This window comes from Roseinatronobacter monicus, assembly GCF_006716865.1.
Classification (GTDB): Bacteria; Pseudomonadota; Alphaproteobacteria; order Rhodobacterales; family Rhodobacteraceae; genus Roseinatronobacter; species Roseinatronobacter monicus.
Genome location: NZ_VFPT01000006.1, coordinates 96,148 through 121,659, shown reverse-complemented (window position 1 = coordinate 121,659; position 25,512 = coordinate 96,148). Strand labels below are relative to the sequence as shown.

General features: G+C 57.6%; 28 protein-coding genes and 2 pseudogenes. 12 read left to right on the top strand and 18 right to left on the bottom strand.

The window, feature by feature from the left end; translation table 11 throughout:
* The first annotated feature begins 593 nt into the window (after positions 1 to 593).
* The 5 genes from BD293_RS22270 to BD293_RS22250 all read left to right on the top strand — a co-directional run bounded on the left by BD293_RS22270 (position 594) and on the right by BD293_RS22250 (position 3,160).
* Positions 594 to 1,370, top strand: a complete 777-nt coding sequence (locus tag BD293_RS22270) for a ParA family protein (protein WP_170207301.1) — start codon at positions 594 to 596, stop codon at positions 1,368 to 1,370.
* Entirely contained in the window at positions 1,367 to 1,963 is a 597-nt protein-coding gene (locus BD293_RS22265) for a hypothetical protein (protein ID WP_142085974.1), read from the top strand. Before BD293_RS22270 ends, BD293_RS22265 begins: the two co-directional genes overlap by 4 nt.
* 1 nt (position 1,964) lies before the next feature.
* Positions 1,965 to 2,369 carry a hypothetical protein gene (locus BD293_RS22260; RefSeq protein ID WP_142085973.1) on the top strand — a complete coding sequence of 135 codons (405 nt, stop codon included), beginning with the start codon at positions 1,965 to 1,967 and terminating at the stop codon, positions 2,367 to 2,369.
* Position 2,370: 1 nt separating this feature from the next.
* Positions 2,371 to 2,781: a hypothetical protein gene (locus BD293_RS22255; RefSeq protein WP_142085972.1), complete on the top strand. Its 411-nt coding sequence runs from the start codon at positions 2,371 to 2,373 to the stop codon at positions 2,779 to 2,781.
* 163 nt (positions 2,782 to 2,944) lie between these two features.
* Positions 2,945 to 3,160, top strand: coding sequence for a hypothetical protein (locus BD293_RS22250; RefSeq protein ID WP_142085971.1), 216 nt, complete (start codon positions 2,945 to 2,947; stop codon positions 3,158 to 3,160).
* A gap of 330 nt (positions 3,161 to 3,490) precedes the next feature.
* Here BD293_RS22250 and BD293_RS22245 read toward each other — a convergent pair whose 3' ends face one another.
* The 7 genes and pseudogenes from BD293_RS22245 to BD293_RS23480 all read right to left on the bottom strand — a co-directional run bounded on the left by BD293_RS22245 (position 3,491) and on the right by BD293_RS23480 (position 9,679).
* Positions 3,491 to 4,489, bottom strand: coding sequence for a site-specific integrase (locus BD293_RS22245; RefSeq protein ID WP_246086387.1), 999 nt, complete (start codon positions 4,487 to 4,489; stop codon positions 3,491 to 3,493).
* A complete protein-coding gene (locus BD293_RS22240) occupies positions 4,486 to 5,850 on the bottom strand; it encodes a tyrosine-type recombinase/integrase (protein ID WP_142084816.1) in 1,365 nt (454 codons plus the stop codon). The genes BD293_RS22245 and BD293_RS22240 overlap by 4 nt, the downstream gene beginning before the upstream one ends.
* Positions 5,847 to 7,115 (bottom strand): site-specific integrase, encoded by a 1,269-nt coding sequence (locus BD293_RS22235; RefSeq protein WP_246086452.1) that lies wholly within the window; start codon positions 7,113 to 7,115, stop codon positions 5,847 to 5,849. The genes BD293_RS22240 and BD293_RS22235 overlap by 4 nt, the downstream gene beginning before the upstream one ends.
* Before the next feature lie 136 nt (positions 7,116 to 7,251).
* Positions 7,252 to 8,028 carry an ArdC family protein gene (locus BD293_RS22230; protein WP_142085970.1) on the bottom strand — a complete coding sequence of 259 codons (777 nt, stop codon included), beginning with the start codon at positions 8,026 to 8,028 and terminating at the stop codon, positions 7,252 to 7,254.
* A 1,005-nt stretch (positions 8,029 to 9,033) separates the two neighbouring features.
* Positions 9,034 to 9,183: an FCD domain-containing protein gene (locus BD293_RS23490; protein WP_342781423.1), complete on the bottom strand. Its 150-nt coding sequence runs from the start codon at positions 9,181 to 9,183 to the stop codon at positions 9,034 to 9,036.
* Positions 9,184 to 9,316: 133 nt separating this feature from the next.
* A pseudogene (locus BD293_RS23485) lies at positions 9,317 to 9,364 on the bottom strand (hypothetical protein); the annotation flags it as partial.
* Between the two features lie 141 nt (positions 9,365 to 9,505).
* Positions 9,506 to 9,679: a GntR family transcriptional regulator gene (locus BD293_RS23480; RefSeq protein WP_246086451.1), complete on the bottom strand. Its 174-nt coding sequence runs from the start codon at positions 9,677 to 9,679 to the stop codon at positions 9,506 to 9,508.
* 129 nt (positions 9,680 to 9,808) lie between these two features.
* On the opposite strand from BD293_RS23480, the pseudogene BD293_RS22220 reads away from it, so the two are divergent.
* Together BD293_RS22220 and BD293_RS22215 are read left to right on the top strand one after the other, a co-directional pair.
* A pseudogene (locus BD293_RS22220) lies at positions 9,809 to 10,033 on the top strand (dihydrodipicolinate synthase family protein); the annotation flags it as partial.
* 71 nt (positions 10,034 to 10,104) lie between these two features.
* Positions 10,105 to 11,145, top strand: coding sequence for a C45 family autoproteolytic acyltransferase/hydrolase (locus tag BD293_RS22215; protein WP_142085969.1), 1,041 nt, complete (start codon positions 10,105 to 10,107; stop codon positions 11,143 to 11,145).
* Positions 11,146 to 11,186: 41 nt separating this feature from the next.
* Here BD293_RS22215 and BD293_RS22210 read toward each other — a convergent pair whose 3' ends face one another.
* From BD293_RS22210 to BD293_RS23290, 6 genes are read right to left on the bottom strand one after another with little or no spacing between them, the layout of a single operon-like run.
* Complete coding sequence (locus BD293_RS22210; RefSeq protein ID WP_142085968.1) at positions 11,187 to 12,362, bottom strand: thiolase family protein; 1,176 nt, start codon at positions 12,360 to 12,362, stop codon at positions 11,187 to 11,189.
* A gap of 3 nt (positions 12,363 to 12,365) precedes the next feature.
* Positions 12,366 to 13,658 (bottom strand): ArgE/DapE family deacylase, encoded by a 1,293-nt coding sequence (locus BD293_RS22205; protein ID WP_142085967.1) that lies wholly within the window; start codon positions 13,656 to 13,658, stop codon positions 12,366 to 12,368.
* Between the two features lie 8 nt (positions 13,659 to 13,666).
* Positions 13,667 to 14,326, bottom strand: coding sequence for a 3-oxoacid CoA-transferase subunit B (locus BD293_RS22200; protein WP_211841118.1), 660 nt, complete (start codon positions 14,324 to 14,326; stop codon positions 13,667 to 13,669).
* Positions 14,307 to 14,999: a CoA transferase subunit A gene (locus BD293_RS22195; protein WP_142085966.1), complete on the bottom strand. Its 693-nt coding sequence runs from the start codon at positions 14,997 to 14,999 to the stop codon at positions 14,307 to 14,309. The genes BD293_RS22200 and BD293_RS22195 overlap by 20 nt, the downstream gene beginning before the upstream one ends.
* Complete coding sequence (locus BD293_RS22190) at positions 14,996 to 16,276, bottom strand: aminotransferase family protein (RefSeq protein ID WP_246086455.1); 1,281 nt, start codon at positions 16,274 to 16,276, stop codon at positions 14,996 to 14,998. The genes BD293_RS22195 and BD293_RS22190 overlap by 4 nt, the downstream gene beginning before the upstream one ends.
* Positions 16,174 to 16,725, bottom strand: a complete 552-nt coding sequence (locus BD293_RS23290; RefSeq protein ID WP_246086456.1) for an ATP-binding cassette domain-containing protein — start codon at positions 16,723 to 16,725, stop codon at positions 16,174 to 16,176. Before BD293_RS23290 ends, BD293_RS22190 begins: the two co-directional genes overlap by 103 nt.
* Positions 16,726 to 16,727: 2 nt before the next feature.
* Here BD293_RS23290 and BD293_RS22185 point away from each other — a divergent pair, with 2 nt between their 5' ends.
* Positions 16,728 to 17,693, top strand: coding sequence for a LysR family transcriptional regulator (locus BD293_RS22185; RefSeq protein WP_142085964.1), 966 nt, complete (start codon positions 16,728 to 16,730; stop codon positions 17,691 to 17,693).
* A gap of 490 nt (positions 17,694 to 18,183) precedes the next feature.
* Here BD293_RS22185 and BD293_RS22180 read toward each other — a convergent pair whose 3' ends face one another.
* From BD293_RS22180 to BD293_RS22160, 5 genes are all read right to left on the bottom strand, one after another.
* Positions 18,184 to 19,479, bottom strand: coding sequence for a TRAP transporter large permease (locus BD293_RS22180; protein ID WP_142085963.1), 1,296 nt, complete (start codon positions 19,477 to 19,479; stop codon positions 18,184 to 18,186).
* Positions 19,476 to 20,090, bottom strand: coding sequence for a TRAP transporter small permease (locus tag BD293_RS22175; protein WP_246086450.1), 615 nt, complete (start codon positions 20,088 to 20,090; stop codon positions 19,476 to 19,478). Before BD293_RS22175 ends, BD293_RS22180 begins: the two co-directional genes overlap by 4 nt.
* A gap of 84 nt (positions 20,091 to 20,174) precedes the next feature.
* Positions 20,175 to 21,179 carry a TRAP transporter substrate-binding protein DctP gene (dctP, locus tag BD293_RS22170; protein ID WP_142085962.1) on the bottom strand — a complete coding sequence of 335 codons (1,005 nt, stop codon included), beginning with the start codon at positions 21,177 to 21,179 and terminating at the stop codon, positions 20,175 to 20,177.
* A 488-nt stretch (positions 21,180 to 21,667) separates the two neighbouring features.
* The gene (locus BD293_RS22165) at positions 21,668 to 22,300 is read right to left on the bottom strand and encodes an NrsF family protein (RefSeq protein WP_142085961.1); all 633 of its coding nucleotides are present in this window, start codon (positions 22,298 to 22,300) and stop codon (positions 21,668 to 21,670) included.
* Complete coding sequence (locus BD293_RS22160) at positions 22,297 to 22,872, bottom strand: sigma-70 family RNA polymerase sigma factor (RefSeq protein ID WP_281286731.1); 576 nt, start codon at positions 22,870 to 22,872, stop codon at positions 22,297 to 22,299. The genes BD293_RS22165 and BD293_RS22160 overlap by 4 nt, the downstream gene beginning before the upstream one ends.
* 152 nt (positions 22,873 to 23,024) lie before the next feature.
* Here BD293_RS22160 and BD293_RS22155 point away from each other — a divergent pair, with 152 nt between their 5' ends.
* The 4 genes from BD293_RS22155 (at position 23,025) to BD293_RS22140 (ending at position 25,483) form a co-directional block, all read left to right on the top strand.
* Positions 23,025 to 23,336 (top strand): BufA1 family periplasmic bufferin-type metallophore, encoded by a 312-nt coding sequence (locus BD293_RS22155; RefSeq protein ID WP_142085959.1) that lies wholly within the window; start codon positions 23,025 to 23,027, stop codon positions 23,334 to 23,336.
* A gap of 74 nt (positions 23,337 to 23,410) precedes the next feature.
* On the top strand, positions 23,411 to 24,262 hold the full coding sequence (gene bufB, locus BD293_RS22150; protein WP_142085958.1) for an MNIO family bufferin maturase: 852 nt from the start codon (positions 23,411 to 23,413) through the stop codon (positions 24,260 to 24,262).
* Positions 24,252 to 24,995: an HvfC/BufC N-terminal domain-containing protein gene (locus BD293_RS22145; RefSeq protein ID WP_142085957.1), complete on the top strand. Its 744-nt coding sequence runs from the start codon at positions 24,252 to 24,254 to the stop codon at positions 24,993 to 24,995. The genes bufB and BD293_RS22145 overlap by 11 nt, the downstream gene beginning before the upstream one ends.
* Positions 24,992 to 25,483 (top strand): DoxX family protein, encoded by a 492-nt coding sequence (locus BD293_RS22140; protein WP_142085956.1) that lies wholly within the window; start codon positions 24,992 to 24,994, stop codon positions 25,481 to 25,483. The genes BD293_RS22145 and BD293_RS22140 overlap by 4 nt, the downstream gene beginning before the upstream one ends.
* Positions 25,484 to 25,512: the final 29 nt, after the last annotated feature.

Sequence of the window (25,512 nt, the reverse complement as noted above, 5' to 3'; positions counted from 1 at the left end):
AACAAGGATCAGGGCTTGCAAAGCCCCCTTGTTGTCAATTCAAGCGCAGCAGAGATGAAGAACGGCGAATTGGCGCTCCGCCCGCACAGCAGTGCCCCAAAGGCGCTCAGGGGCGCGCTCAGGGGCGGTACTGCTTATCTTCGCGGCTTGGGAGGCAGCGAGCCAAAAGCAGCTCTGTGGGCTTTAAAAGGGCTCATATGCCAAATGTGATACGGCGCATGCTACATGCTAAATCCTACATGCCAAAGGGCGTATGCCATATGCCGGTTGCTATATGGCGCATGCTACATGTCTACTGCTAAATGCTACTTGCCAAAGGGCGTATGCCATATGTGGGATGCCATATGCTATCAGGCGCATGCTAGATGCCACATGTTACACGTTATATGCTGAAGGGCGAATGCTGTATGCCAGATGTTACGAGCAGCGATTCAAATGCCAGATGCCTAATGTCAGATGCTACGCGCTAAATGCTAAATGTCGAATGCTATTCGGGGAACGCTGGACTAAGTAACAGGGAGCGGATAATTTAGCACGCAGATCATACAATGGGCGGCAAGCTCAGCGACACCAGAACACGAAGGGGCAAGACGATGGCAGAACAGACAGCAGACCCGATCGTATTAGCCGTGATCGGCATCAAGGGCGGGAGCGGCAAGACAACCCTGTGCTCCGCACTCGCGTCCGCAATTACAGACATGGGTAAAAGCGTCCTTCTTATTGACACGGACGATCAAAGATCGCTCTCCGGCTGGGCACAGGACGCGGAAGCTGCCGGAAACGGGTCGGAATTCATGACGTGCAAAGTCGCCCCGGACAGCGATCATTTAGATGCTGCGATTGACGACGCCTTCCGGCGGCAAAGCGTAGATTTCATAATCATTGACACCGCTGGTGTGGGGGGGCGGCAAGCTGATGAAATCGCGGTTCAGGCAAATTTGATTGTCACACCATGCATGTTGACCGGCCACAACTATCGCTCAACTACAAAAACAGTGGCATGGTATGACAAGCTGACAGCAAGAGTGGACGACGCGAGCGCTTTGGCGCGGTTGTTCGTGATCATCAACAAGGTCGCGACCCATGAGGGTGGATTAAAGCTTGGCCCCACCGAGCGACAGATTTTCCAGGATGCCAAAGCGTCATTCCCGCTGTTCCCGTATTTCCTGAAGGAACGAAAAGTCTATACCAACATGGAAGTCTCGGGACTGTTGCGGCCAGTCGCAAATCGGCTGGCAGCATCACCCAATGGGCTGAAGCGAGGGCAGGCGGCACCCTACGAGGCAGCGCTCGACGAAGCCAAGTTTCTGTTTGTCGAATTGCTTAAGAGGGGGTTGAGCGACGAGGATGGTGAGGAGAGTGCAGCATGACAGGTCGGAAAAAGCCCAAAATTCTCGCGCCAGACCCAGACCACGAGCACGCTATCTTCAAAGTGCTGCCAAAGCAGCAGCCGATCATTCCACTGGAAGACGCAAAACCGAGAGGGCCGAAATCGCCTCAAGCGAGAGAAGACAACAGCGCGGAAAAAATCACTGGACCGGAAAGCAGCACGCCGCCCGCGCCAGTGCGGGAAAAATCTGCGCACACAATCGACACCGCCCCAGAAAACGTTGCTCGGTCTACGTTCAGGCTCATGCCACTGGAACGGCATCGGGCTGACTTGGAGATGCTAGAGCAAGAAGGTTATCAGATTGACCTTATTCTGAAGGGGGCGATGAAGGCCGCGCGGAAAAACACCCCCCGCATTGAGGAGTATGTCCCGCCGCCCGACTTGGCCTATTGGAAGAAGCACCACGTAAGATGGGCTTTTTCTGTTACGAATGATACGATAGCAAAGTTGCGGGCGGCAGCGAAAGACCCTCTCGACGCATTGCCACTATCAGAGCTGGTTCGCGGACAAATCACCTCGGCATGGATACCTGCTCTTGATGAAGCCATCGCTAAAGTGAAGAGAGCACTCTGACATGGGCGAGGCGCGAAAACTGTCAGATGATAATTCCACCAATACGAAAAACGCCGTTCGGTCGTCGTTCAGGCTCATGCCACTGGAACGGCATCAGGCCGACTTGGAGATGCTTGAGCAAGAAGGTTATCGGATTGACCTGATTTTGAAGGGGGCGATGAAGGCCGCGCGCAAAACCACCCCTCGCATCGAGGAATATGTCGCGGCCCCCGACTTAGCCTATTGGAAGCAGCACCACATAGTGTGGAACTTTACTGTTGCGCCCGCCACGATAGTGAAGCTGCGCAAAGCGGCGAAAGACCCTCTGGACGCATTGCCACTATCAGAGCTGGTTCGCGGACAAATCACCTCGGCATGGATACCTGCTCTTGATGAAGCCATCGCCAAAGTGAAGAGAGCACTCTGAGATGGGCAAGACGCTTTTGATTGCAGCAACCTGCGTGATGCCCATCGCGGCTTATGCGATGGAATGGGAGCGTATGGAGACGCGCGGGATTGTTGCGCATACTCTTCAGGGTGAGGGCGCACGCCTCACGTTGGTTTGCGACCCGGACAATGCTTATGAATATCCCCAACAATATTTGCTGCTCGAATTTGAGCAGGATGCGGTAGAAAGACAGGTGGTGCTTGAGAGTGCGTCGCAAAAGGTCGAGTTGTCCTTGATTGCTGACAGTCTGCTCAAGCGGATCGCACCGCCCGAAACATGGGCAGCAATGCTTGATTTGATATCTTCGGGTGCCGCGTTCACCATCCGCACAGAAGATCAAAGCTGGAATATGACCCCAGACAGTCAACCAGATCACGGCTGCACAAGCTAAGGGGCCAGCCCCTCGCGCCGCCAAGAAAAATAGACAGGGCCGTGTCCTCGCTTCGCTGCGGGCCGCACCAACCCCGTCGATTTTTCTTGTCGTTGCTACCCCCGTCTTCGCCAGAGGGCAGGCCGGATAGCGGTTGCTATCCGGCTTTGACCATGAGGAAGACATGAACAAGAAACAGACTGCGAAACTAACACATGACATTTATGAACTGAAAGAAGGCCTTATTAACAGACAGATAGGCATTCTGTATCAATGGAATACCGGCGAAACAGAGATGCGCTGGCTGATACCGCCCACATCGTTCGAGGGGGGGCATATCATGAAGGTGCCGATTGTCGCCTGTGGAGCAAAAGCGACACAGGCCGCAGGTGCCGCGTAGGCACAGGGCCGCGCGCGTCTCGCCCGCAGGTCGGGGCGCGCGCGGTCATCCCCCTGGCCCTTCGGTTTGCAAAAAACCCGCCCCTTGCTCTGGGGGCGGGCCTGTTGGTTCCTGATCACGCTGCGGCGCGTACTTCGTTCTGCTGTGCCTGCGCGTCCATCAAGTAATCGGCGGCTTTCTGGGCTTCGGCGGCGGCTTTGAAGATCAGACGCTTGTCATCTTGCAAGGCGCGCAATTATCGTGAGGACGGCATAATGCGGAGGACGTCCGACAAGCCCCTTGTTTCTCGGTACTTCCCGCATTTTTCCTCCGCATTATCTTTGATGCGCGTCAGAGTGTGTCCAACCAGTCGAGCACGCTCTCGTCGCGCCGCCACGATGGCGGACTATCGGTCTTTGGTCTTTCGACCCGCTCTAGCGCCTTGCGTTTGGTCTCCAAGTTGGCCTGGGCGTAGTGGTTTGTGGTCTCGAGGCTGACATGACCCAGCCAGCTGCGGATCACCGTGACGTCCACGCCGGCGGCGACCAGGTGCACGGCTGTTGCGTGCCGGAAGCTGTGTGGCGTCACTTGTTTTGCCACCAAGGTTGGCACGGTCTTCTCAGCCGCCCGGACATATTCCGCAAGCTTGAACCGCACGCCGGAGGCGCTCAGCGGTTTGCCATAGCGGTTCACGAAGAGTGGCGCATCGACCGGCCTCGGTGTTCGCTCAAGCAGCGACTTCAGCAAGGCGACCGTCTCCGGCCAAAGCGGGCTGATCCGTTCTTTACGGCCTTTCCCGTACAATCGCACGCAGGCCGGAGCATCGAACCTGATCGCCTGGGGGCAAAGGTCGAGCGCTTCCTGGATACGCGCGCCAGTATTGTATAGAACCGACAGCAAGGTATGGTCTCGCTGGCCGATCAACGTGGACTGGTCGGGTTGCGCCAGGATCGCCTGCACCTCTTCGGGTTCAAGGTAGTCTGGCGCGCGGATCGGCGCTTTTTTCGTCGGCACGTTCAAAACCTCCGCGCATTGCGCCATGAGCTGCGGTTCGCGTGTCGCCACGAAGCCAAAGAAGCCGCGCAGGGCCGCAAGACGGCAGTTCCGGGTACCGATGGTGTCACCGCGTTCGATCTCAAGATATTGCAGGAAGGCGATGACCTCTGCCGCGGTCAATTCGCTCAGCGCCAGACGAACAACCGGCTTGCCACGCCGGTCCGCGACAAAACGCAGAAAGAGCCGCCAGGTATCCCGATAGGATTTGACGGTGTGTTGGGACGCGTTGCGTTGCTGGACCATCCAATCGGTGAAGAACATGCGCAGCAACTGTGGGAGCGGATCAGATTTCATGATGTCACCTCCACCGGTTCAGCATTACCGGGCGAAGCGAAGGACCGGAACCTCTCACTCGCTTCGTGCAACAGCTCCTGGGTTACGGTGATGTAAACCAGGGTTGAGTTGATGTCGCGATGGCCCAGGTACGTGGCGAGATACGGCAGTTTTTCCTGCGGATTTACGCCTTGCCGATACCAGTCGAGGATCCGGTGAACAACGAAAGTATGGCGCAGATCATGGATGCGTGGCCCGATCTTGCCTGCGGCTGGTTTCAAACCAGCCATGCGCAGAATGGCGACGAAGTGGGTGCTGATGGATGCCCGACAGTACTGCCGGTTATTCTGATCATGCCAGAACAAGCCAGCGTCAAGGCTACGCGAGACGTTGGCCTCCTGCCGCGCCTTGAGAAGCGCAGACAAGGCATCCATCGCGCTCTCCGACAGCGGCAGGATGCGGGATTTGAAGAACTTCGTTTCCCGGATCGCGATGCTCCCCACCTGCATGTCAACGTCGCCAAGTGTCAGCCTTGCAATCTCGCCAATTCGCAATCCGGCGCAATAGGTCAGAACCAGCATCGTGTAGAGGTTGATCGGACGCGAAGGAGCGCGCGGCGACGGGTAGGTCCGGGCGATTGCAAGCAGTTTCTGGATGTCCTCGGGGCTGTAGATATGCGGACGCCGCCAGCCGCGAGCAACCTGCTTCACTGGCCGGTTGTCCGGTCGCCTTTCGGGCCGTGATGGATCGTCGTGACACAGGACCTTGTTCAGGATACGGGCCAATTTCTCGCATTCGGCCAGATGGTTCGCGTTCGCCTTTACCCGGCGGTAGTGCTCGAGCATGATCTCCAGCGGCTGGTCATCGAGATCGCGCCTTTGCTGTAAAAAGCGGTCGAACCGGCGGCAAATGACATCGGCCGCCTCATATCGATATCCCCGGCGCTGCATCCGCTCGACATGGTCGCGCATCAACTCGCCCAACGAACTCGCGTAGGGTCGGGGTTGTCGCAATGCCTCGAGCGCCCGATCGGGATTGGGGGACATCAAGGCCCTGACAACGCCGGTGTCGCTACTGGCATTATAGTTGCGGCGAAGGTCGGAGATCGGGTTGCTGGTAATTCTTCCATCATCCGCCAGAGTATCAAGGAAACGGGCCACAATCCGGGCGCGGTTCTGCACCGTTGAATGGGCCCAGACCTCACCGCGCTCACGCAGCCAGTATTCAAGTGTTTGCTGGTCGGTTGCGCCAAACCGCAACACCGCCTGCCAGAAGCTGTTCAGCGCCTGGCGATAGTAGATTGGCGTTATCGCGTAATGCAGTGGAAGCTGGGCGATGTAGTTCTCGATGATCACATCGCCATCTTCAGGCCAGCGCGTCATTGCTTCACCTCCAGACCTGGAAGGTTGATAGCAATCGAACGCAAGTCCTCGGTGGCGAGCTTCAGATAGGGAGCTGTCGCTTCCGGGGATCGATGGCCCAGCACATCGCCAATGATCTTGCGCGGGGTGGATGCCCTCAGCATGCTGACCGCGCGGGCATGGCGGAAGACATGAGGACCACGCTTGCCGACCGGTTCAATTCCGGCGACTGCGAGACGTCGCTTGACCACACCATAGAGGCCGCCTGCCGTCATCGGTTGATAAGGCGCACGGCTTCTCACGAAGACGGTGCGCATATCAGTGTCCGGACGGCCGTCCCGCAGGTAACGCAGGATCGCTTCCCCTACGGATTCCATCAAGGGCAGCACAGCCGTGGCATTGGATTTGGAGCGATGCACCCGAATGGTATCCGACCGCCAGTTGATATCCTCGATCTGCAGGCGACCGACCTCACCGGATCGAAGGCCATACTTGGCAAGAAGCTGCAGGATCGCGTGATCGCGCAACCCCAAAGGCGAGTTGTCCTGCCCTGCAAGTATAAGCACCTCCGTTATCTGATCCGCAGTCAGGACCGACGGAATGCCCTCGTAGGCGTAGAGAAGCGGGGCAATCACATGACCCGAGAGATCATCCGGATGCAGCTTGCTCCGGTGTAGATGTCGCAGGAAGCCACGCAACCGTTCGGCCACGTCCTTGAGCGATTTGCGAGCCAGGCCAGGCGCCCTGATATCCATGTAGGCATCGATGTGGCGCACGCTCAGATCGGCAAAACCGGCTTTCCCATTTCGCTGGATGAGCCATTTGCAAAAATGGCGCGCCTCCCACATCAGCGCCGTGATCGAGGGCTCGGCGAGACCGCGTTCGGCCCGCAGCCATCGCTCATACTGATCGCAGATATCGCGGGCGAAGCGCTCCGCTTCGGTCATGGAAGGCGGCGCTGGCGGCCATTCTGACAAAGCGGAGCGGAGCAAAGCGTGAATGCCCGACCGCGGGATTGATGCCCAGCTGGACCCCGGTGCGCGCCCGCGATCCAGTTGGAACTGCCGGACTGCGTGGCGCAGGTACCGTGCGACAAGGTCCGGGGTGACGTCCTGCACGTCAATCGCATGCTCTTCTAGATAAGCGAGGAATTGACCCGCGTAGAGGCAATAATTGTGAATGACAGTAGGGCTATAGCGCTGACGGCTCAGCGTGTCGCGAAGCTTGGAAAGTTCCTCAGATTGCGATGATGACATTTGGTTCTCCTTGGTTTTTGGGTCAACCAAGGGAGCCTCTTGTCTCAAATAATGCGCAGCAAGGGCAACCGCACCCCAGCCCAACACATTGAAATCAAACGGGCTACGAAATTCTCCTCCGCATTATGCCGTCCTCACGATAATTGCGCTAATGATGAGCTCACCATTAGCGCAACCAGCCCTTGATATAAGCGCCTGATTGGCCAAAGTCGGGGGTCAGGCCAAGATGGGCGCAAACCATGCAATTTCCGATCTCGGCGATCAGTTCTTCAAACGCATATGCCTTGCGGTCGTTGAATTTCTCGAACCGGTCAAGGCGATTTGACGCGCCTGTCCAATGACAACTTTCATGGGCAAGGGTTGAAAAATATCCGGCGGCGCTGTGGAACGTGTTGACAGGGGGCATATGGATAAAATCCTCGATCAGGTCATAATAGGCGCGCGGGTCTTCGCTGGTGCGGATCTCTGCGCCGGTTGCGGCAAAAAATGCCTCAAGCTCCGGGTCCGTCTTGGTGCCAAGGTCGCGCGCTTCCTCGGCTGCCATGCCATAGAATGACGCGGGCAAACCTTCGATTTGCTCGGCGTTGAATACCGTGTAAGATTTCAGGTAGGGAATGGCCTTTTCTGTGCCGGTCGCCTCGTCTTCGCGCGCAACGGTGCCATATTTGACCACGGTTGCGCCCTTTGCGCCGCGCTTGACCTGCGCGCCTGCCTCTTTCGCTTGGCGATATGTGAACCAATAGGCGCTACGATATCCGCGCTTGGATGCGACCAGCCAAAGCATCAACACATTGATTCCGCGATAGCCTTCGCCATTGGAGCGCAAAGGAAAAGCTGCGCCACCTGCCTCACCTGTCCACGGCTTGCGCCATGCGGGGGTGCCCTCTTCAATAGAAGCGATGATTTCGGTGGTGACGGTCTCGTAAAGATCAAACTTTGTCATGTCTTGTGTCCTTCTAGCGATCCCCGCCTTGGTCTGGGCCTTCGGTCTGGGGTGCCCTTAAAATCGGGCATGGGTTTCTGGTGAGGTTCCGCGTAGCGGCCCCTCTCCTGAAACCCTGCCACGTGGCGAACGCAGGGGGGGGGCCACGCAACTTGAAAATCCAGCCGACAAGGGGGTGGTGCGGCCCGCAGACCGCCAGGTCGAGGACACGGCCCCGTAGGCGGCGCAGTATTTTCTGGTTGCGTGGGGGGGACAGCGTCCCCACAGATCGGACGCGCTTGCGCGGCGCAACAAAGCGGGGCGTTTGGCTTGTCCAAATCCCCCGCAGGTCTTCGCGCCCAAGGCGCGGCAAATAAAAAAGGGCAGCGCGCAACAGGCCTGGCGCAAGTCAGGCGTTTTAAAAATACAACCACCAAAGCTGCGCTGCGGCAAATCTGGTTGCGGGCTTGAGAAACTCCCAATAGAGGCGCAACCAGTTTCAGACTGGTCACTTCTCCTCCTTAGGCCAGACAAAACTCGGCGGTGACATATCTCCTCCCTATGTCACCGCCCTTCGCCCTTCCTTGTGATCCGCGTCATGCCCGTCGCTGCAAAAGTTATTTTGTATGATCTTCCATGGGCTGATCGACGAGGCAGGCCACTGTCCCGTAAAAGCCGTGCATAAACCTCTGGCGGTACGGTCTTGCAAGAAGGATGCAGACCCGCAGGGCCGAAACCTGTCAGTCATGGCGACCATGAGACAAGTGTTCTGACGCGGCTCTGGAAGTGACGGGGCAGGGCGCATTAGTTCAGGAAGCAATGGCTGTCAGGGTTCGGGGCGCAGCCTCAGCAACCTGGCCCCGCTTGCGGGGCTTGCCAATGTCGAAATGAGCCCAATCAGCGATATTCATGCATCCCGCAGCGAGGCGAGGCTGTTTGCAGGCGCAGCAACCTGTTCGGCCCATAGCTGCCGGTCGGTCTGTCGCCCAGTGTTTACCGAAGCGGCCATTCATATGCGGTGCAGCGTCACTTCTGCCAGTATCGCGACAGCGACTCTTGTGCGCCGCGGATATGCTGTCGGGTCAGATCAGCGGCCATGTCAGCTTGCCCGGATTTGCAGGCATCGACGATCATCTGGTGCTTGCGATTGGCGCGCTGCATCCCGTCGTTGAGCAAGAGTTACGCACGCAGATAGGGGTAGATCCGGTCCATTGCCTTGTTGAGCACTTCCAGATGATAGGGCAGGCCAGAGCGTCGTATGGAAGCGTCGGTTCAGATCGCCCCATTGCATCGGGTCATCTACCCGACCAAACGCCTCGCAGCAGCGCGCCGCCTCTTCCAGAACCTGTGGCGACATTTGCGGGACGGCGCGGCGTATGACCTCTGGCTCCAGCAAGGCGCGGAACTCGAAGATCTCACTGGCCTCCTCCAGCGACAGACCCGCAACCACTGCCCCCTTGTAGCGTTGCGAGGTGATCAGCCCGTGCTGCTCGAGCTTCTATAATGCCTCACGCACCGGGATGCGGCTAACATTGAAGGCGCGTGCGATGTCTTCCTGACGCAAGGGCTCGCCCAGCGTCAGGTCCCCTTTGATGATTGCCTCACGAATGGCGTCGAAAATCAGCGTTGCCGCCGATGCCTGCCTGGAGATGTCATATGACTGGATGTTCATCGTCTTTCACTCCTGCTGTTCTCTTATTCAGTGCCGCGCGAGATCGGAAGTCCAATGCATTGCATATTGTATCCAAAGTTTGAGTCTGTATATTTGCCCTGAGGGAAAGCGCATCGAAGCGAGACCAGCATGAATACAGAGATGCTGAATGGCTGCCTACCCGCTCTGATGACCCCCTGCAAATCCGATCACAGCCCGGATCATGATGCACTTGTGCGCAAGGGGGCACTGGTCGCTTCTGGCATGTCAGGCGTGGTCTATTGCGGGTCAATGGGTGACTGGCAGCTGATCAGCGACGCCGACAGGATCGAGGGCGTGGCGCGGCGGGTCGGGGGCGGCGTGCCCGTCATCGTGAGGCAGGATATCATAATGCACGTTTTTCATTCTTTCAGGCATACGGTCGGTTGCCATTCCAAGGTGACCCTATGACGACTACCTTGGGCCTGGGGCATCAAGAAGTTGCCGGTAATGCGGCCGAACGCGGGTACACGCTGGGGGGTGCCGGGCGTGAGGCCGTTGCGCAGATCGTCAGCCAGTCGTCCTTATGGCACCGCGTCACGGCACCTGATATGGCCCCTGCGGCACGGCGGATGGCAGATGCCACGCGCGCGCTGTTTCCCGAAATCCACAGCGAGATCGCAGCATTGGCCGAGGGGTTGGAACTGCCCTTTGATCCCGTCTTTGCATGGAACGCGCGGGGAGATCTGCTGGCGGGTTTGGGCGATGGCTGCACAACTGTGCAATTACCCGGCGATGAACCTGTTATCGCGCATAACGAGGACGGATTGCCCGGGCTTTTGGGCCATTGCTTCATTTCGGACCTGCGCCCCGATAGCGCGCCCATCGCCACAAGCTTTTGCTATCCTGGCTCGATTCCGGGCCACACTTTCGCCGTAACGGCGGCGGGATTGGTGATTGCGGTCAACAATCTTCGCCTCTTGGGGATCGTGCCCGAAATCCCGCGGATGGTCTTGGCGCGCGCGATTTTGGGGGCAGCCGATCGTGACGCAATGGTCAAACTGTTGCGCGACGCCCCGCCCAGCGGAGGGTTCCATCTGTCCATTGCCCAAATGGGTGCACGCGATATCTGGTCGGTCAGCTTTGGCGGTGGCGAGGTGCATCTGGTCGAGAACATGCACCCGATGCTGCACAGTAACCATGCGCAATGCGCCGGGCCAGTCATGTCGCGCCAGAGCATCACCGACTCGTCGCGCGACCGTCTGTGTCGGGGGGGTGAGCTGCTGCAGCGCGGCGCAGGTCCTTTGTCGATCCTGAACGACACGGGTGGCGCGGGCCTGCCCATCTTTCGCGCCGCCCCCGATGACCCAGATGGCGAAAACACGGTTGCCCAGTTTCACGCGCGCCTCACCTCGACCGGGATTGACTGGCAGATCCACATTCCCGGACAGTCCGCACCCACGCATACCGGCTTCATGCCTGGAATCCGAAGGGGAGAAGATGCCTGACGCTTCTCCCAGATCACCGGCATTGTTGCACGGATATAGCTTCAGAACACTTCGAACAATCCGGCCGCACCTTGGCCGCCACCAACGCACATGGAAATGACGCCCCATTTCGCTCCCTGGCGACGTCCTTCCATGAGGACATGCCCGGCCATGCGCGCACCAGACATGCCATAAGGGTGGCCAATAGAGATGGCGCCGCCATTGACGTTCAGGCGCGCATCAGGGATCGACAATTTATCGCGGCAATAGAGAAGCTGGGCCGCAAATGCCTCGTTGATTTCCCAAAGATCAATGTCGTCTATGGACAGGCCCGCGCGCTTCAGGAGGCGCGGGATGGCAACGACCGGGCCAATGCCCATTTCCTCAGGCGCGACCCCGGCCACGGCAATGCCCCGCAACGCCCCAAGCGGCGCGAGCCCGCGACGCTGTGCCTCTGCCGCTTCCATGACGACCAAGGCTGCGGCGCCGTCGGACAACTGGCTGGCATTGCCTGCCGTAACGGTCATGCCTTCGCCTTTCACCGCGCTGAGGGCTGACAGGGCCTTTAGGGTTGTGCCGGGGCGGTTGCATTCGTCCCGTTCAAGCCGCACCGCCTCCTCACGGGTCTCTCCAGTAGCCTTGTCCGTCACCAGCCTGACCGCATCGACCGGAACGATTTCGTCCGCGAACAGCCCGGCTTCCTGCGCCTTGGCCGTGCGCATCTGGCTTTGCAGTGCGTAAGTATCCTGATCCGCACGGCTGACGCCATAGCGTTCGGCGACGAGTTCTGCTGTGTCGAGCATGCCAAGGTAATATTCGTCGCGCACCGAGGGATCATGGTAGCGATAGCTGTTCCAATGCGCGTTCTGCACCAGCGAAATGCTGTCCACACCACCTGCCAGCGTTACGTCTATACCTTCACAGCGCACCATATGCGATGCGATGGCAATCGCGTTCAGGCCCGATGCACACTGGCGGTCGACTGTCACGCCAGCCACACTGTCAGGCAAGCCCGCAGCCTGAACGATATGCCGGGCCACGTTGATACCAGCGGACCCTTGGGTCAAGGCCGAGCCGAAAACCGCCTCCTCGACCTCGCCGCCGCTTAATCCGGCACGCGCCAGCGCCGCCTTTATCGCATGAGACGCTAAACCGGGAACTTCCAGATTATTGAACGCCCCGCGATAGGCTTTGCCAATCGGTGTGCGGGCAGTTGAAACAATGACAGCATCGCGCATGACTTAAACCTCTTCGGTGTTGCACCAATCGGCTATGAAAAGTGCGGTTGCCTTGGTGATGCGCCGCATGCTTTCCAGATCGACACGTTCGTTGAAACCGTGAATCGCTTCGGCGCGTGGGCCATAGACCAATGCAGGCATGTCCGCATAAAGCCCGAAGAAGCGCGCATCGGTGGTGGCCGTGATGGCCTCGCGCTGCAAGACCACTCCGCTGACGCTATGATGCGCCTTGTCCAGTACCGCAATGGCCGAGGCCGCGTTCGCAGAGCTGTCGCGGGACAAGGCGTATCCTTCTGCGTGAAATCCGTGATAGACAATCTCTGGTAGCGAATTCCGCAGGAACGCGTTATCGCGCGCCGCATCCAAGATCACCTGTTCGATTTCAGCCTTGGCGGCGTCAATCGACTGGCCCGGAAAGATTGCCATGCGCACATCGAACACACACCAGGCAGGGACGGAACTTGTCCAGTCCCCCCCCACGATCTTGCCGATATTGAGGTTCAGCGCATGGTCCATATGCCGGTATTCGGCGGGCCGCTTTTCGGATGCGTTCCAGCGATGCTCCATTTCGTGCAAAGCGTGGATCAAGGGAAAGGCTGCCTCGATCGCGTTTGCGCCGGTCCTGGCATAGGCGACATGGGTCGGTAACCCCTTGAGGTGAACCTGAAACCAGATGACACCGAGTTGCGCGGTGACCAGGTGTTCGGAAAATGGCTCCGGGATTAGAGCGGCGTCGGCGGTATATCCGCGCGCCAGACAGGCAAGCGCGCCGTTGCCGGTGCATTCTTCCTCGACCACGGATTGGAAATAGACATCACCCCCCGGAGCAAGCCCGCAAGCGGCAAGCGCATCAAGCGCAAAGAGGTTCGACGCGAGACCCGCCTTCATATCCCCGCCACCGCGCCCGTAAAGCCAACCATCTGCGACCTGAGGTTCAAACGGCGGGTTGTCCCACATATCCAGCGGTCCCGCAGGAACGACGTCAATGTGACCATTCAGTATTAGCGACCGGCCTCGCTGCGTTCTGGATCGATGAATCCCGACGACATTCACCGCATCGTCATAAGGGCCGAGCACTGGCGAAAAACCCGGCAGATGCTGGATCTCGGCAATGTCGATCTGCCAACGGTCAATCTCGTATCTGCGCGTTGCTAGTTCATCAGCCATGAACCCCTGTGCCGATTGCTCGTTCCCACGGGTTGACGGGTGTGAAGTCAACTCGGACAGAAAAGCGACCTGCCGCTCAAATTTTTGATCGACCGCTTCACACAGGCGGTTTTTCAGGTCTTCACGCATGATAATCCTCAAAATCTGGGCAGGGCCGCATCGGGCACATGCAGCGGCGCGTCGGTTGCTGCGGCCACGTCCGCGACGCTGACCCCGTCCGCAATTTCAACAAGGACAAAACCAATCGCCGTGACATCGATCATTGCCATGTCGGTAAAAATTCGTGACACACAGGCGCGGGCCGTCAGCGGCAGAGAACAGTTCTGCTTCAGCTTTGCGTTTCCAGCACGGTCCGTATGGGTGGTGAGAACAACGACGCGCCGCGCTTTCTGCGCAAGTTCGATTCCGCCCCCAACGCCGGGGCTGAATTTTCCGGGTATTTTCCAATTGGCCAGATCGCCTGCAGCGCTTACTTCAAACGCGCCAAGCATAGTGAGGTCAAGCCGACCGGCCCGTACAATGGCAAAACTGGTGGCGCTGTCAAAAAAGGCTGAACCCGGAATTGTCGATATATAAGCACCACCGGCATCGATCAGGTTCCGGTCAGCTTTTTCTGGGGGCAAGGTCGGGCCGATCCCCGTCAGGCCGTTCTCTGTATGCAAGCAAACTGGAAAATCCACAGGCAGGTGGTTGATCACCTTTGTCGGCAGGCCAATTCCCAAATTGACCACCATGCCCGGTGTGATTTCCCGTGCGGCTCGAGCCACCATGCGATCCCTAACGTCGAACAACTGCATACTCCTCAGACAATTTGCCAAGCTCGACGACTTGGTCGACAAATACACCAGGCGTATGCACTTCATCCGCACAAAGCTGTCCAAGTGGCAGAACCCGTTCAGCTTCTACAATGACACGACGGGCGGCCGTTGCCATAAGGGGATTAAAGTTTCGGGCCGTCCCAACAAAAGCTAGATTGCCAAAGCAATCAGCGCGATCAGCATGGATCAAGGCCACATCGGCACGCAAGGCGGACTCTACTAAATATGACGTGCCTTGCAACTCCACCATCTGTTTACCATCCGCCAGTTCCGTTCCGATCCCTATATCGCTGAGGATCGCCCCGATCCCGGCGCCACCGGCCCGGATGCGTTCGGCAAGAATACCCTGCGCATTGAAGTCCACCGCAAGCTTGCCCGAATTCATCAAAGCAATCGCATTGCCGTTCAACCCAAGGTGGGTGGTAATCAAGCGCGTGACCTGACCGCTTTGCAAAAGATGATCAATGCCCATGCCGGGCTCGTTCGCGTCGTTCTTGATCAGGGTCAGGTTGCGGGCACCATGGTTCACCAAAGCATGGATAAGTGTCATCGGCGTGCCCGGCACTCCAAACCCACCAATCATGAGCGTATCACCATCCTTGATTGCACCGATCGCATCCTGAATGGCGCATCTCTTGTCGGAAAGGTTCATGCCGCGGTCTCTTTCGGTAATCCAACTTCATCCGCAAATGCATCCAGAGCATCACGCAAGATCGCCATCATCTCTTCGATCTGCGCTTGGGTGATAATCAGCGGAGGCGCGACTAGGAAATGGTCACCCGCCGCCCCACCCCGCGTACGGCGCGAATAGATGACCAAGCCTCGTGCATAAGCCAATTCGACAAGGCGTTCATGGGCATTCAACTTGGGGTCCAGCGGTTTCATTGTGGCGCGGTCAGCGACAAATTCGAACGCGGTAAGCAATCCCTTGCCCCGAACATCCCCGATGAAAGGGTATCGGTCCATCAATGCGCGTAATTCGGCCATCAATACCTCGCCCATACGTGCGGCATTCTCAATCAGGCCCAGATCTTCCATTTCTTCCAGCACGGCCAGTCCTGCGGAGCAGGCCAGAGGGTTTCCGGCGTAAGTAAATCCATGCAGGAACCCGCCCGCATCCAAAACCGGCTCTACCAGACGCGCGCCGGCGACGATGGCGCCCAAAGGTGCATATCCCGCGCCAAAGCCCTTGGACATGGCCACAATATCGGGGGTGATGCCCCAATGTTCCGCAGCAAGGAACTTGCCAGTGCGGCCCGCGCCGGTCATGACCTCGTCATAGATCAACAGCACATCGTATTCGTTGCAGATTTCGCGCACGCGGACATAGTAGCTGTCTGGCGCGACCAGCGCCCCGGTCGAAGCGCCACCGATGGGCTCCATCAGGAAGGCCAAAACGGTATCCGGCCCCAACTCCTCGATCTTGTCGCGCAAGAGCTCGGCATATTTCAGCCCGCGCTCTTCTTCGGTTAGGTTGTCCCGATCCAGATATGTCGCCGGCGCGGCAATCTTGGGCATCCCAGCCATCATCGGGGCAAAAGGTTCGCGCAACGGGGCATAACCGGTCAGATCCAGCGCGCCCAAAGTACAGCCATGATAGGACGGAAAGCGAGAAATGACCTTGTAGCGCGACCTCCGCCCCTGTGTCAGTGCATATTGCCGCGCAAGCTTTATCGCGCTTTCCACCGCCTCGGACCCCCCCGACACGAAAAACACCCGGTCAAGACCTTCGGGTGTCATCGCCACGGTCTTGGCGGCCAATTCTTCGGATGGATGGGTGCGAAAATGCAGGCGGTAGCCGAATGTGGCCTTGTCCATCTGGGCCTTCATCTTGGCCAGAACACGCGGATTGGAATGGCCGATATTCGACACCATCGCCCCGGAAGAGCCATCAATGTAGCGCTTGCCGCTTTCATCGAACAAGTAGATGCCCTCTCCGCGGTCAAGGAATGGGCGCGAATTTCTGGATTGGTAGAACAGATGAGAAGGCTTGTTTTCCACTTGGAACCTGCCAGATGTGTGTGCATGGCTTCTTTGGTCTGTGTCGCCATCGCACAAGCGATGCGTTGTTTCTGACCGCCGGAAAGCCATATGGGAATTGGGTGTCGCAGTTGATGCGGCAGCGGCGCATTGATCAGCGTATCTTTGAACCAGATCTCACCACTCGCAACATATCCGGTTGACTGATGGTGCGCAGCAGCGAATGCAGTGGCGACCAAGGCAAGGTTGCCAAGGGCAAGAATGACAGGCCCGCCTGCTAGGTTTTCAACGTTTCCCCTTTCGTTTCGGTTCAATTGTGGTGGATGTCTGATCTGCAGGATTGCAGGAAGCGAACTATGCTGCAAATATATAATGAGAATTCTCAACATAGGTTTCATGAATGTCTGATCCACGCCCTGATCGCACCTCACGCCTGCCCTTCGATCTCGATTGGAATTTGCTGCGAACCTATCTGGTCATCGTCGAGGAGCGTGGGATCACTGCCGCCGCAGAGCGTCTGAGCCTCAAGCAGCCAACTGTCTCCAACGCCCTGAGACGCCTGGAAGAGCGGCTGGAGCGCAAACTGATCGTGCGCAAGCCCGGTCGGTTCGAGGTCACACCAGAAGGGGATATGCTCTATCAGGGGGCGGTCGAGATTTTCGGAACCGTTTCGCGCCTGCCAGTGCTTTTGCGGCGCAAGGGCGAAGAGGTTGTGGGCCACGTCACCATGGCGTTGGCAAGCCATGTTGTCTCGCCACATCTGGATGAAGTCCTGACCGAGTTTCATCAGCGCCATCCACGCGCCACCTTCACCATGGATGTCAGTACGAGCCTTAATGTGGCTACGGCCGTTTTGCAAAAACGTGCAAGTCTTGGGATCTGCCTTGTTCATAAAAGGTTGCCGCAATTGCAGTATGCAACAATGTTTCGCGAGTATTTTGGCCTCTATTGCGGACCTCGCCACAAACTTTTCGGCAAGACCGGTTTGGATCTTAGCGATCTACGGGGTGAGACATTCGTGTCCTTTCAGACGGATCGGCTGACTGATGCCCTTCGGCCAGTGGCCATGATGCGGGCTTCAGCACATATCGACGGGCAGCGGGTTGCGACCTCGAGCAGTCTTGAAGAAGTGCGTCGGCTGATTTTCTGTGGCCTGGGGGTTGGCAGCCTGCCGCTGCATATCGCCCGCGCAGACGAGAAAAACGGTCTGCTCTGGCGATTGCCGCCATACGAGGACCCACCCGCAATCGACATCCATCTCGTCTGGAACCCCCGAGCGCATTTCAATCGCGCGGAGATGGGCATGCTGGAAATGCTGCGCTCAATGATCGAGTCGACTCCGATGTCTTGTAGAGACTACATTTGAACCATATCCGCCTAGCCAGATGGCGCGTCAACGCAGCGCGTCGGACCAGTTTCCCGCCGACCTCAATGCTGCACTCTGGACGGCAAAGATCGTGGCCGAGATTGTTTGACACGGCCGACGACGAGTCCGCATTCTGGCGGCGCGGAAACAAATGGTTCGCTATGCACCCGTGCACAAGTTGCATATCAACTATGTGAAAATAGTTCTACTCCGGTCCGGATTTCTGCTGTAGGTGGCTGAAAAATTGGTCTCTGGCAACAAGGAAACTACAATGACGAAACTCGCTAAAGACGCTTTCGGGATCGCATCTTTGGTCGCGGTCACCGCGGCATTTATCGGCCTGCATTCATGGATGTTTGTCCAGTAAGGCACAAGGCAGCGCGCTGTCCGAGCTTCCCGGATGGGGAATATACACTTGATCAACACTGATCAAACTTCGGATAAGAAAAAGGCACCCGATGATAGGGTGCCTTTTTGTGAACCTGCCAGCTTACGTGCCGCTGAGGAGAAGATCGGGCAGCCAAAGTGCCAGTTCCGGAATGAACGTCGTCAGCATGAGTGTCGGCAGCCAAGCGAACACGATGAAGATGACGGTTGGCCACAGCATCCGCGAAACTGAAACATCACAAACCTGCGCGCCCAGATAAAGCAAGGGGGCTGTCGGTGGGGTGATATTCGCCATGCCAAGGTTCACACCAATCACTGCGGCAAAGTGAATAGGATCCATGCCTGTGCTCTGTGCGATGGGCAGCAGGATCGGAGTTGCCAGAAGCATTCCCGAAATGTCGTCCATCAGCATCCCGATCAAGATCATCACGACATTGATCATCAACAGGATCACAATCGGATTTTCTGAAATCGTGTAGACCATCTGCTGGGCCATTCTCGGTGCGCCCTGAGCGATCAGGTTGTCAGAGACAATCAGAACCATGAAGACCATACACAATACGACACCGATTGTGATGCCCGAACGACCGACGGTCTCGGCAAGCGTTTTCCATGTAAGCCCTTTGTAATAGTAGATCGCAATCGGAATGGCATAGATCACTGCGATACCAGCCGCTTCTGTCGGGGTCATGATCCCGCCATAGATACCACCCAGAATAATCACGGGCATCATCAGTGCAGGACCGGCAAGACGGCCTTGACCGATGAATGTTGGTATGAACGGGGTTGGACGATCTGTGAGCTTGAGGTCCGTTACTTTCCTCAGCAAGAACTGGTTCGTCGCAATCAGAAGCGTGATCAGGATAAGAGCTGGAATGACCGTTGACAAAAAGCATCTCAAGACGTTTTGCTGCGCAACCCACCCATACAGGATATGTGATGCGCTTGGCGGGATAAGCAGGCCCAGAGGAGCTGCCGACACGATCAGCGCGGCAGATGTTCCTTCCGGGTAATTTGCGCGTCTGAGGTGCGGCATCATGATGCCGCCAATGCAGGTCAGTGTCGCGTTCGCACTGCCCGAAATCGACCCAAATACACCGCTGGCCAGAACGGCCGCGGCGCTGAGGCCGCCTTTAATATGGCCAATGAACATTTCGGCCAGAGAAACAAGAGGGGCCGCGATCTTGCCTCTCTCCATGATGGCGCCGGCTATCATGAACAATGGTACCGCGAGCAGGACCAGCGAACGAAGGCCCTCTGATCCTCTAGGCAGGAATCCTGCGACACCTTGATCCCCGACAAGCGCGATAAACAGCAATACAGACCCGAATGCTACATAGACGCTGACGCCTAGCAGCAGCATACCAACTACAATCAAGAGACTTACGGTGACGATCATTTCTTTGACTCTTTCGCGCTATCGGACTTGAGTGGCAAGCCCAGCCCCTTCCGGATATGGACGTAAAGATAAGCGGCTGTGAACACGGCCATCAGGGTGAAACCGATCATGATCGCGATGCGCCACGATACGAATGGAATACCCAGAACGGGCGTGGCACGTAGTCTGGGGAAAGAAAAGTCGTCAGCAATAGAGATATAGCAGGCATAGACAATGAACAACGTCACGAACAATTCAATCACCAGGACGACGAAGTTGCGCCACCAGATCGCTGTTGAATTCGTAATGGCGCTGCCAAGTACATCGGCCCTGATATGCGCCTGGCGTTCGGAAGCCACAACAGCACCGGCAAAAAAACCGACGATGCCGATGGCAAGCAGCCATTCCTCATAAGCGAAAAGATCGCCACCGAAACCGTATCTGATGACGACGACGGCACCAAAGGTGCAGGCCATCAAAAAGCCGGAGAAAATCACGATACCCATCATCGCGATCGATATCCAGTTCAGGGGCGCGCCTATGAACTTGGGCAGCTCATCTGTGATTTTTATTGGATGGTTGACAACCGCGCCATCAGGCCCAATCGGCAATTCAGGATGTGGATGTGACAAGCCGTTCGCCCTCTGCTGTTGGTCTGCTTATTCCTGCAAGAAGAAAGCGCCGGCATTCCTGCCGGCGCTTTCTTTCTTGATGACTCACTCCAGCGAGCTTTTGAGTCGATCAACGATGTCGTGACCGATGCTGTCTCCCATCGAAGGCCAGATTTCTTCGCGGACCATGTTTATCATAACGGCCATTTCTTCTTCGCTCAGGCTCAGGATCGTGTACCCTCTGTCCCGCAATCTTTGCGCGTACTCCTCGTCGCTAGTGCGGTTGAACTCGAAGAACTCATCGGACGCTTTGGTCATGGCCGCTTGCAGAACTTCAACCTGCTCAGGGGTCAGCCGGTCGAGGGTGCGCTGTGACGCATAATAGCTGGTGAGTTCGGAGATCGAGTTATATTCTACAAAATGCGTGCCCACGTCGGACTGGGCAAAGATGTTGTAGGTCGCTGTTTTGGTGCAACAGATCGCGCCGTCAACGATACCAGATTGGATCGCAGGGAAGATGTCGCCCCACGCCATTGTCGTGGTGTTATACCCCTTGTTTTGCATCATGGACCTGACAAGCGTCGAGGACCAGACCCGGATGTTCATGCCTTTGTCGTCAAGTGTGTTCCAGTTCGCCGGTTCTTGCGTTGCGACGACACCGACAAAACCTTCGGGGTTCTGTGCAAAGACATGCACGCGATACTCGTCCGTAATTTCCTGAAGGATCTTGTTATACTCGGACTCCATGCTGCGCATGATATTGTCCATGTCATCCCAGCCGCCCACAAGGTATGGCATGGAAAGAAATTCGAGACGCGGGTCCGTGTCAGCATAGATGAATGCTGACGCAAGATCGAGATTGCCGCGTGCCACCATCTCGAAAAGGGCTTCGCCGGAACCCAGCTGGTTTGCAGGGTAAAGGTCAATGTTGAGGCCGACATCTGCAGCAGCAACCTCATCTGCAATCTGCTGCATCATTTTTGTGCCTTGGTGATCAATCGGAAAAACACCTGCGAAGCGCAATGTAACAACATCTGCAAGCGCAGATGTCGACATCAACGCGCTCAGCGCGCCCGCAGTCAAGGCTCTGGAAATATTGGAAAAATTCATCGAGCATCTCCCATGTTGGCTCTTGTTATGATCGAAATCTTTTACAGCAGCCAGAGCATTCTGCAAATATTTAATGGGAATAGCAAACATAGTTTTCATGAATGGCCGACTTTACAGCAGTATTTGACGCCGAAAGGCGATGGCTGCTGCCTTCTTGATCACATGCCGCGGGCGCAATGCTGCAAGATCACAGTCTGCAGTCCGCCCCTTGCGATGGTGACGGTCGGATCGACAAGGTCGGCCTATTGCCTCCGATAGGTCTGCTGCCGAGCGTTCGCCAAAGCGATCATTCATTTCCAGCGCAGCGTATTTCCGCAGTCATTGTCGCGCTGGTTTTCGAACTGTTGATGACGTGAATGCGGCAATGAATGCCGGTAGAAGCTAATCTCCACCAAGAGGGCTACAGTGTTCAGAGGATGCTGACGCGCGAGGTTCAGGCATCAGTCGCCCTGTCCTCCACGGCTTTTGTGCGGAGTTTGGTGTCGTCGCTACCATTTCAGCAGGCGCGGGCCAAGAAGAGCGCCAATGACCGAGATGGATGCGATTGCGGCAAAATAGGCAGGCACGACAAAAAGGATCATGTCCTTGTCGCAATAGAGCGAATAGACGGATGCCGCCAAACCACCTGCAATCAACCCCGCTACGGCACCCGTCAGCCGGGGTCGCAACGCGGCCCCCGATGACAGCGCCCAGAATGCCGCGGCCAGAACGGGCAAGCCAAGAACCGGAATCGAAAGCAGGCAGGTCAGCAGGCTGGGCGTGGACAGTGCCGCGATCAGACCTGCACCACCCGCGTTCAGCAACGCCGCCCCAAAGACACCAAGCACCAAGACAACAGACAGGCCAAGCGCTGCGCTGCGGATATCATGCCGTGCGCCCGGATGCGTCAGCGACTGCGCTAGGGCTGCGGCCAAGACAACAAGGCACAGTGGCAGGACGGTTTTCAGCACTGCCGCTGACCCAAGCGCGGCCCAGATATCGGGCCTTGGCCCCCAGAAAGCAAAAAACGCAGCGATAGATATCAGGATGGCGACCGGCATTGCTCGCCCAAGTTGCTGTACCACGGATTTCCGTGGCAAAGTGTCCGCTGATAGCGCCATGATAAGATCTTCGGTTTTCATTCGATCATCCTTTCGCGCAGGCGGGCAATTGATTTCAGCGCCCGGTGCAAGGCCACGCGGACAGCGCCCTCGGACATGTCCAGCCGCGCTGCCGTCTCTGCGGTCGTCTCTCCATTCAGGCCGAAAGCGCGCACAATCTCAGCCGCGCGCGGTTCCAACTGTCCAAGCACCTTGTCCATGTCGCGCCCTTCCATCGGATCAGGCCCCGCAGTCGCCGGAAGCCCTTCGGCAAAATCATCAATAGATACTGCAACATGTCTGCCGCGTGCCCGAAACGCATCTACTACCTTGTGTCGCGCAATGGCATAAAGCCACGGTCGCAAGGGCGCGTCCTCGCGCCATGTGTGGCGCTTGCTGTGGATCGCCAGCAGCACATCTTGCAACACGTCCTCGCACCCCGCGTGCCCCAGCGCCGCCCCGCGGGCGCGCACGACCTTGCGCAAAACAGGCGTGATCGCCGTAAACAGGCGGTGATATGCGGCTGAATCGCCGCGATTTGCCGCGCGCATGAGGTCCTCCAGGGCATCGGTATCTGCCAAGCTATTAAGTCCTCGTTTCGGTTCGCGCTTCACGATTGTTACATAGCTTGCCCTTTGCTTTTTAAGAAACGCTAATTCTCAGCCGGCTGAGTAACGACCGCGTGATCGGCGTAACGTTGCGACATCCTCCCGCGTAACGGCTTGTGGGACTGCGCTGACGCACCCTTCAACAGGAGTTTGATTTCATGACAACCAAAACCAACACGCTTTCGCTTGCAGCATCATTGGCCACCGCTCTGACGCTTGCAGGCGGTCATGCGCATGCACAATCCGCCACCATGGAAAAATGCTTTGGCATTTCGCTTGCTGGTGCGAATGACTGCGCCGCTGGCCCCGGCACCACCTGCTCGGGCACATCGACCGTGGATTATCAGGGCAACGCCTGGACTTTGGTTGCAGCAGGCACCTGCGCCGATATCGAACTGCCAGCAATGGCCGATGGAACAGCCCGTATGGGGTCGCTGGAAGAACTGGCCCGTGACCTGCCGCCTGCGTGACCGGTATTCGGGGTGCGGGGCCTGATCTCGCATCCCAATCACCTTCCATCCCAGTCACTTTCAAGGAGCGCCGCATGACCCAGCTTCCGCAGACAACCGGGCTTGGCTTCAAGCCGGAGCATTTTCACGCCATCCTGGCCCAGCCGGGCGCAGTGGGCTTCTTCGAAGTGCATGCCGAGAACTACATGGGCGATGGCGGCGCACCGCATGCAATGCTGACCGCCCTGCGCACAGATCACGCGCTATCGATTCACGGCGTCGGGCTGTCCATTGGTGGCGCGGGCGGGCTGAACCACGACCATCTTGACCGGCTGCGGCAGCTTATAGACCGTTATCAGCCTGCGAGTTTTTCCGAGCATCTGGCATGGTCCAGCCACGGCGCCGCATGGTTGAATGACCTGCTGCCCTTGCCCTATACGCAGGAAACACTGGTCACGATCTGCACCCATATCGATCAGGTGCAGGACAGGCTTGGCTGCCGGATGCTGCTGGAAAATCCGGCCACCTATGTCACATTCGACCAGTCCACATGGGCCGAGACGGAGTTTCTGACCGAAATTACCCGCCGCACCGGCTGCGGGCTGCTTCTGGACATCAACAATGTCTTTGTGTCGGCCACCAATCACCGCTTTGACGCGCGCGCCTATCTGGCGGCTTTCCCGCGGGCGGCTGTGGGCGAAATTCATCTGGCTGGGCATGATACCGAAGAACTGCCCTCGGGCCCGCTTCTGATCGACAGTCATGGCGCGCCGGTCGCAGACCCTGTCTGGGCGCTCTATGCGTATGTTCTGGAACAGACCGGCCCACTGCCGACACTGATCGAATGGGATACCGCCGTGCCGGATTACCCGGTGCTGCTATCCGAGGCAGCCCGCGCGAAAGCCATTCTGGCAGGGCTTCAGAAAGGGCAGTCCCATGCGGCATGATCTGTCCCATGCTGAGACAGAGGCTGCCTTCAACGCAGCGCTCTGGGGGGCAGGGGCGCCTGCCGGGATCACCGCGCCAGAGCCAAGCGAGGTCACGCAGCGCTTCAAAGTCTATCGCAACAATGTCCAGCACAGCCTGACCCGTGCCCTTGCCGCACGTTTTCCGGTGATCGAACAGCTTGTCGGCGTCGAATTCTTTACTGCGATGGCGCGGGTTTTTATTGCTGCCGCACCGCCGTCAGACCCTGTCATGCTGCGCTGGGGAAATAACTTTGCCGGTTTTCTGGATGGCTTCCCGCCAGTCGCGCATCTGCCCTTTCTAGGCGATGTCGCGCGGCTGGAATACGCCCGTGGCTACGCGTGTCACGCCGCTGATGCCGATCCCGTCGCCCCGGATGCGCTTGCCGGCGCAGATCTTGAATCGCTGCGGCTGGCATTGCACCCATCTGTCGTATTGTTCACCTCGTCTTTGTCGGCCGTGCAAATCTGGCAAGCCCATCAGACGGGTGCCACTGGCGCGCCGCTTTCGCCCGGCCCCGATCATGCGCTGATCGCACGGCAGCCGGATTTCACCGTGATCGTAGAGCGTGTTGAGCCGGATACATTTGCAGTGCTCTCGGCACTCTACAACGGCGAAACACTCGGCCTTGCCGCCAAAAAAGCTGACCCAACCCCCGCCCTGACACTGTTGCTGCGTCATGGCCTGATCATAGACACAGGAGCGCCCAGATGACCCATACCACCGAGACAACATCAGATCAGAGCCTAGCCGTCCGCAGCCGTGATCTGATCCGCCAGATAAACGCACTGGGGGGCCACGTTCCGCAGGATCTGCTCGCTTTTGCCGCGCGGGTCTTTCCTGCAGTGGTATTCTGGCAATCCGCACGCACCAAGGTCGATGGCTTTTCGATCAAGGACTCGACCTATTTCCTGTTCGAACATGTCTATGCGCTGCCCCTGATCCCGCATGCGCCAGCCGCAGTGCTGGCCACGGTCGCAGAACATGTCTTGCCGATCCTGTTGATACTGGGGGTGTTTGCACGGTTTTCGGCGCTGGGGTTGCTGATCATGACTGCGGTCATCCAGATCTTTGTCTTTCCGGACGCATGGGTCACGCATGGGCTTTGGGCGACCGCCCTTTTGGTCACGGTTGCTCAGGGACCGGGTCGGCTATCGCTGGATCACCTGTTTGGCCTGGACGCTGGCAAGGCAAAACGCTGATCTGGTCGCGCGCGTTCAAGTCCTGAGAT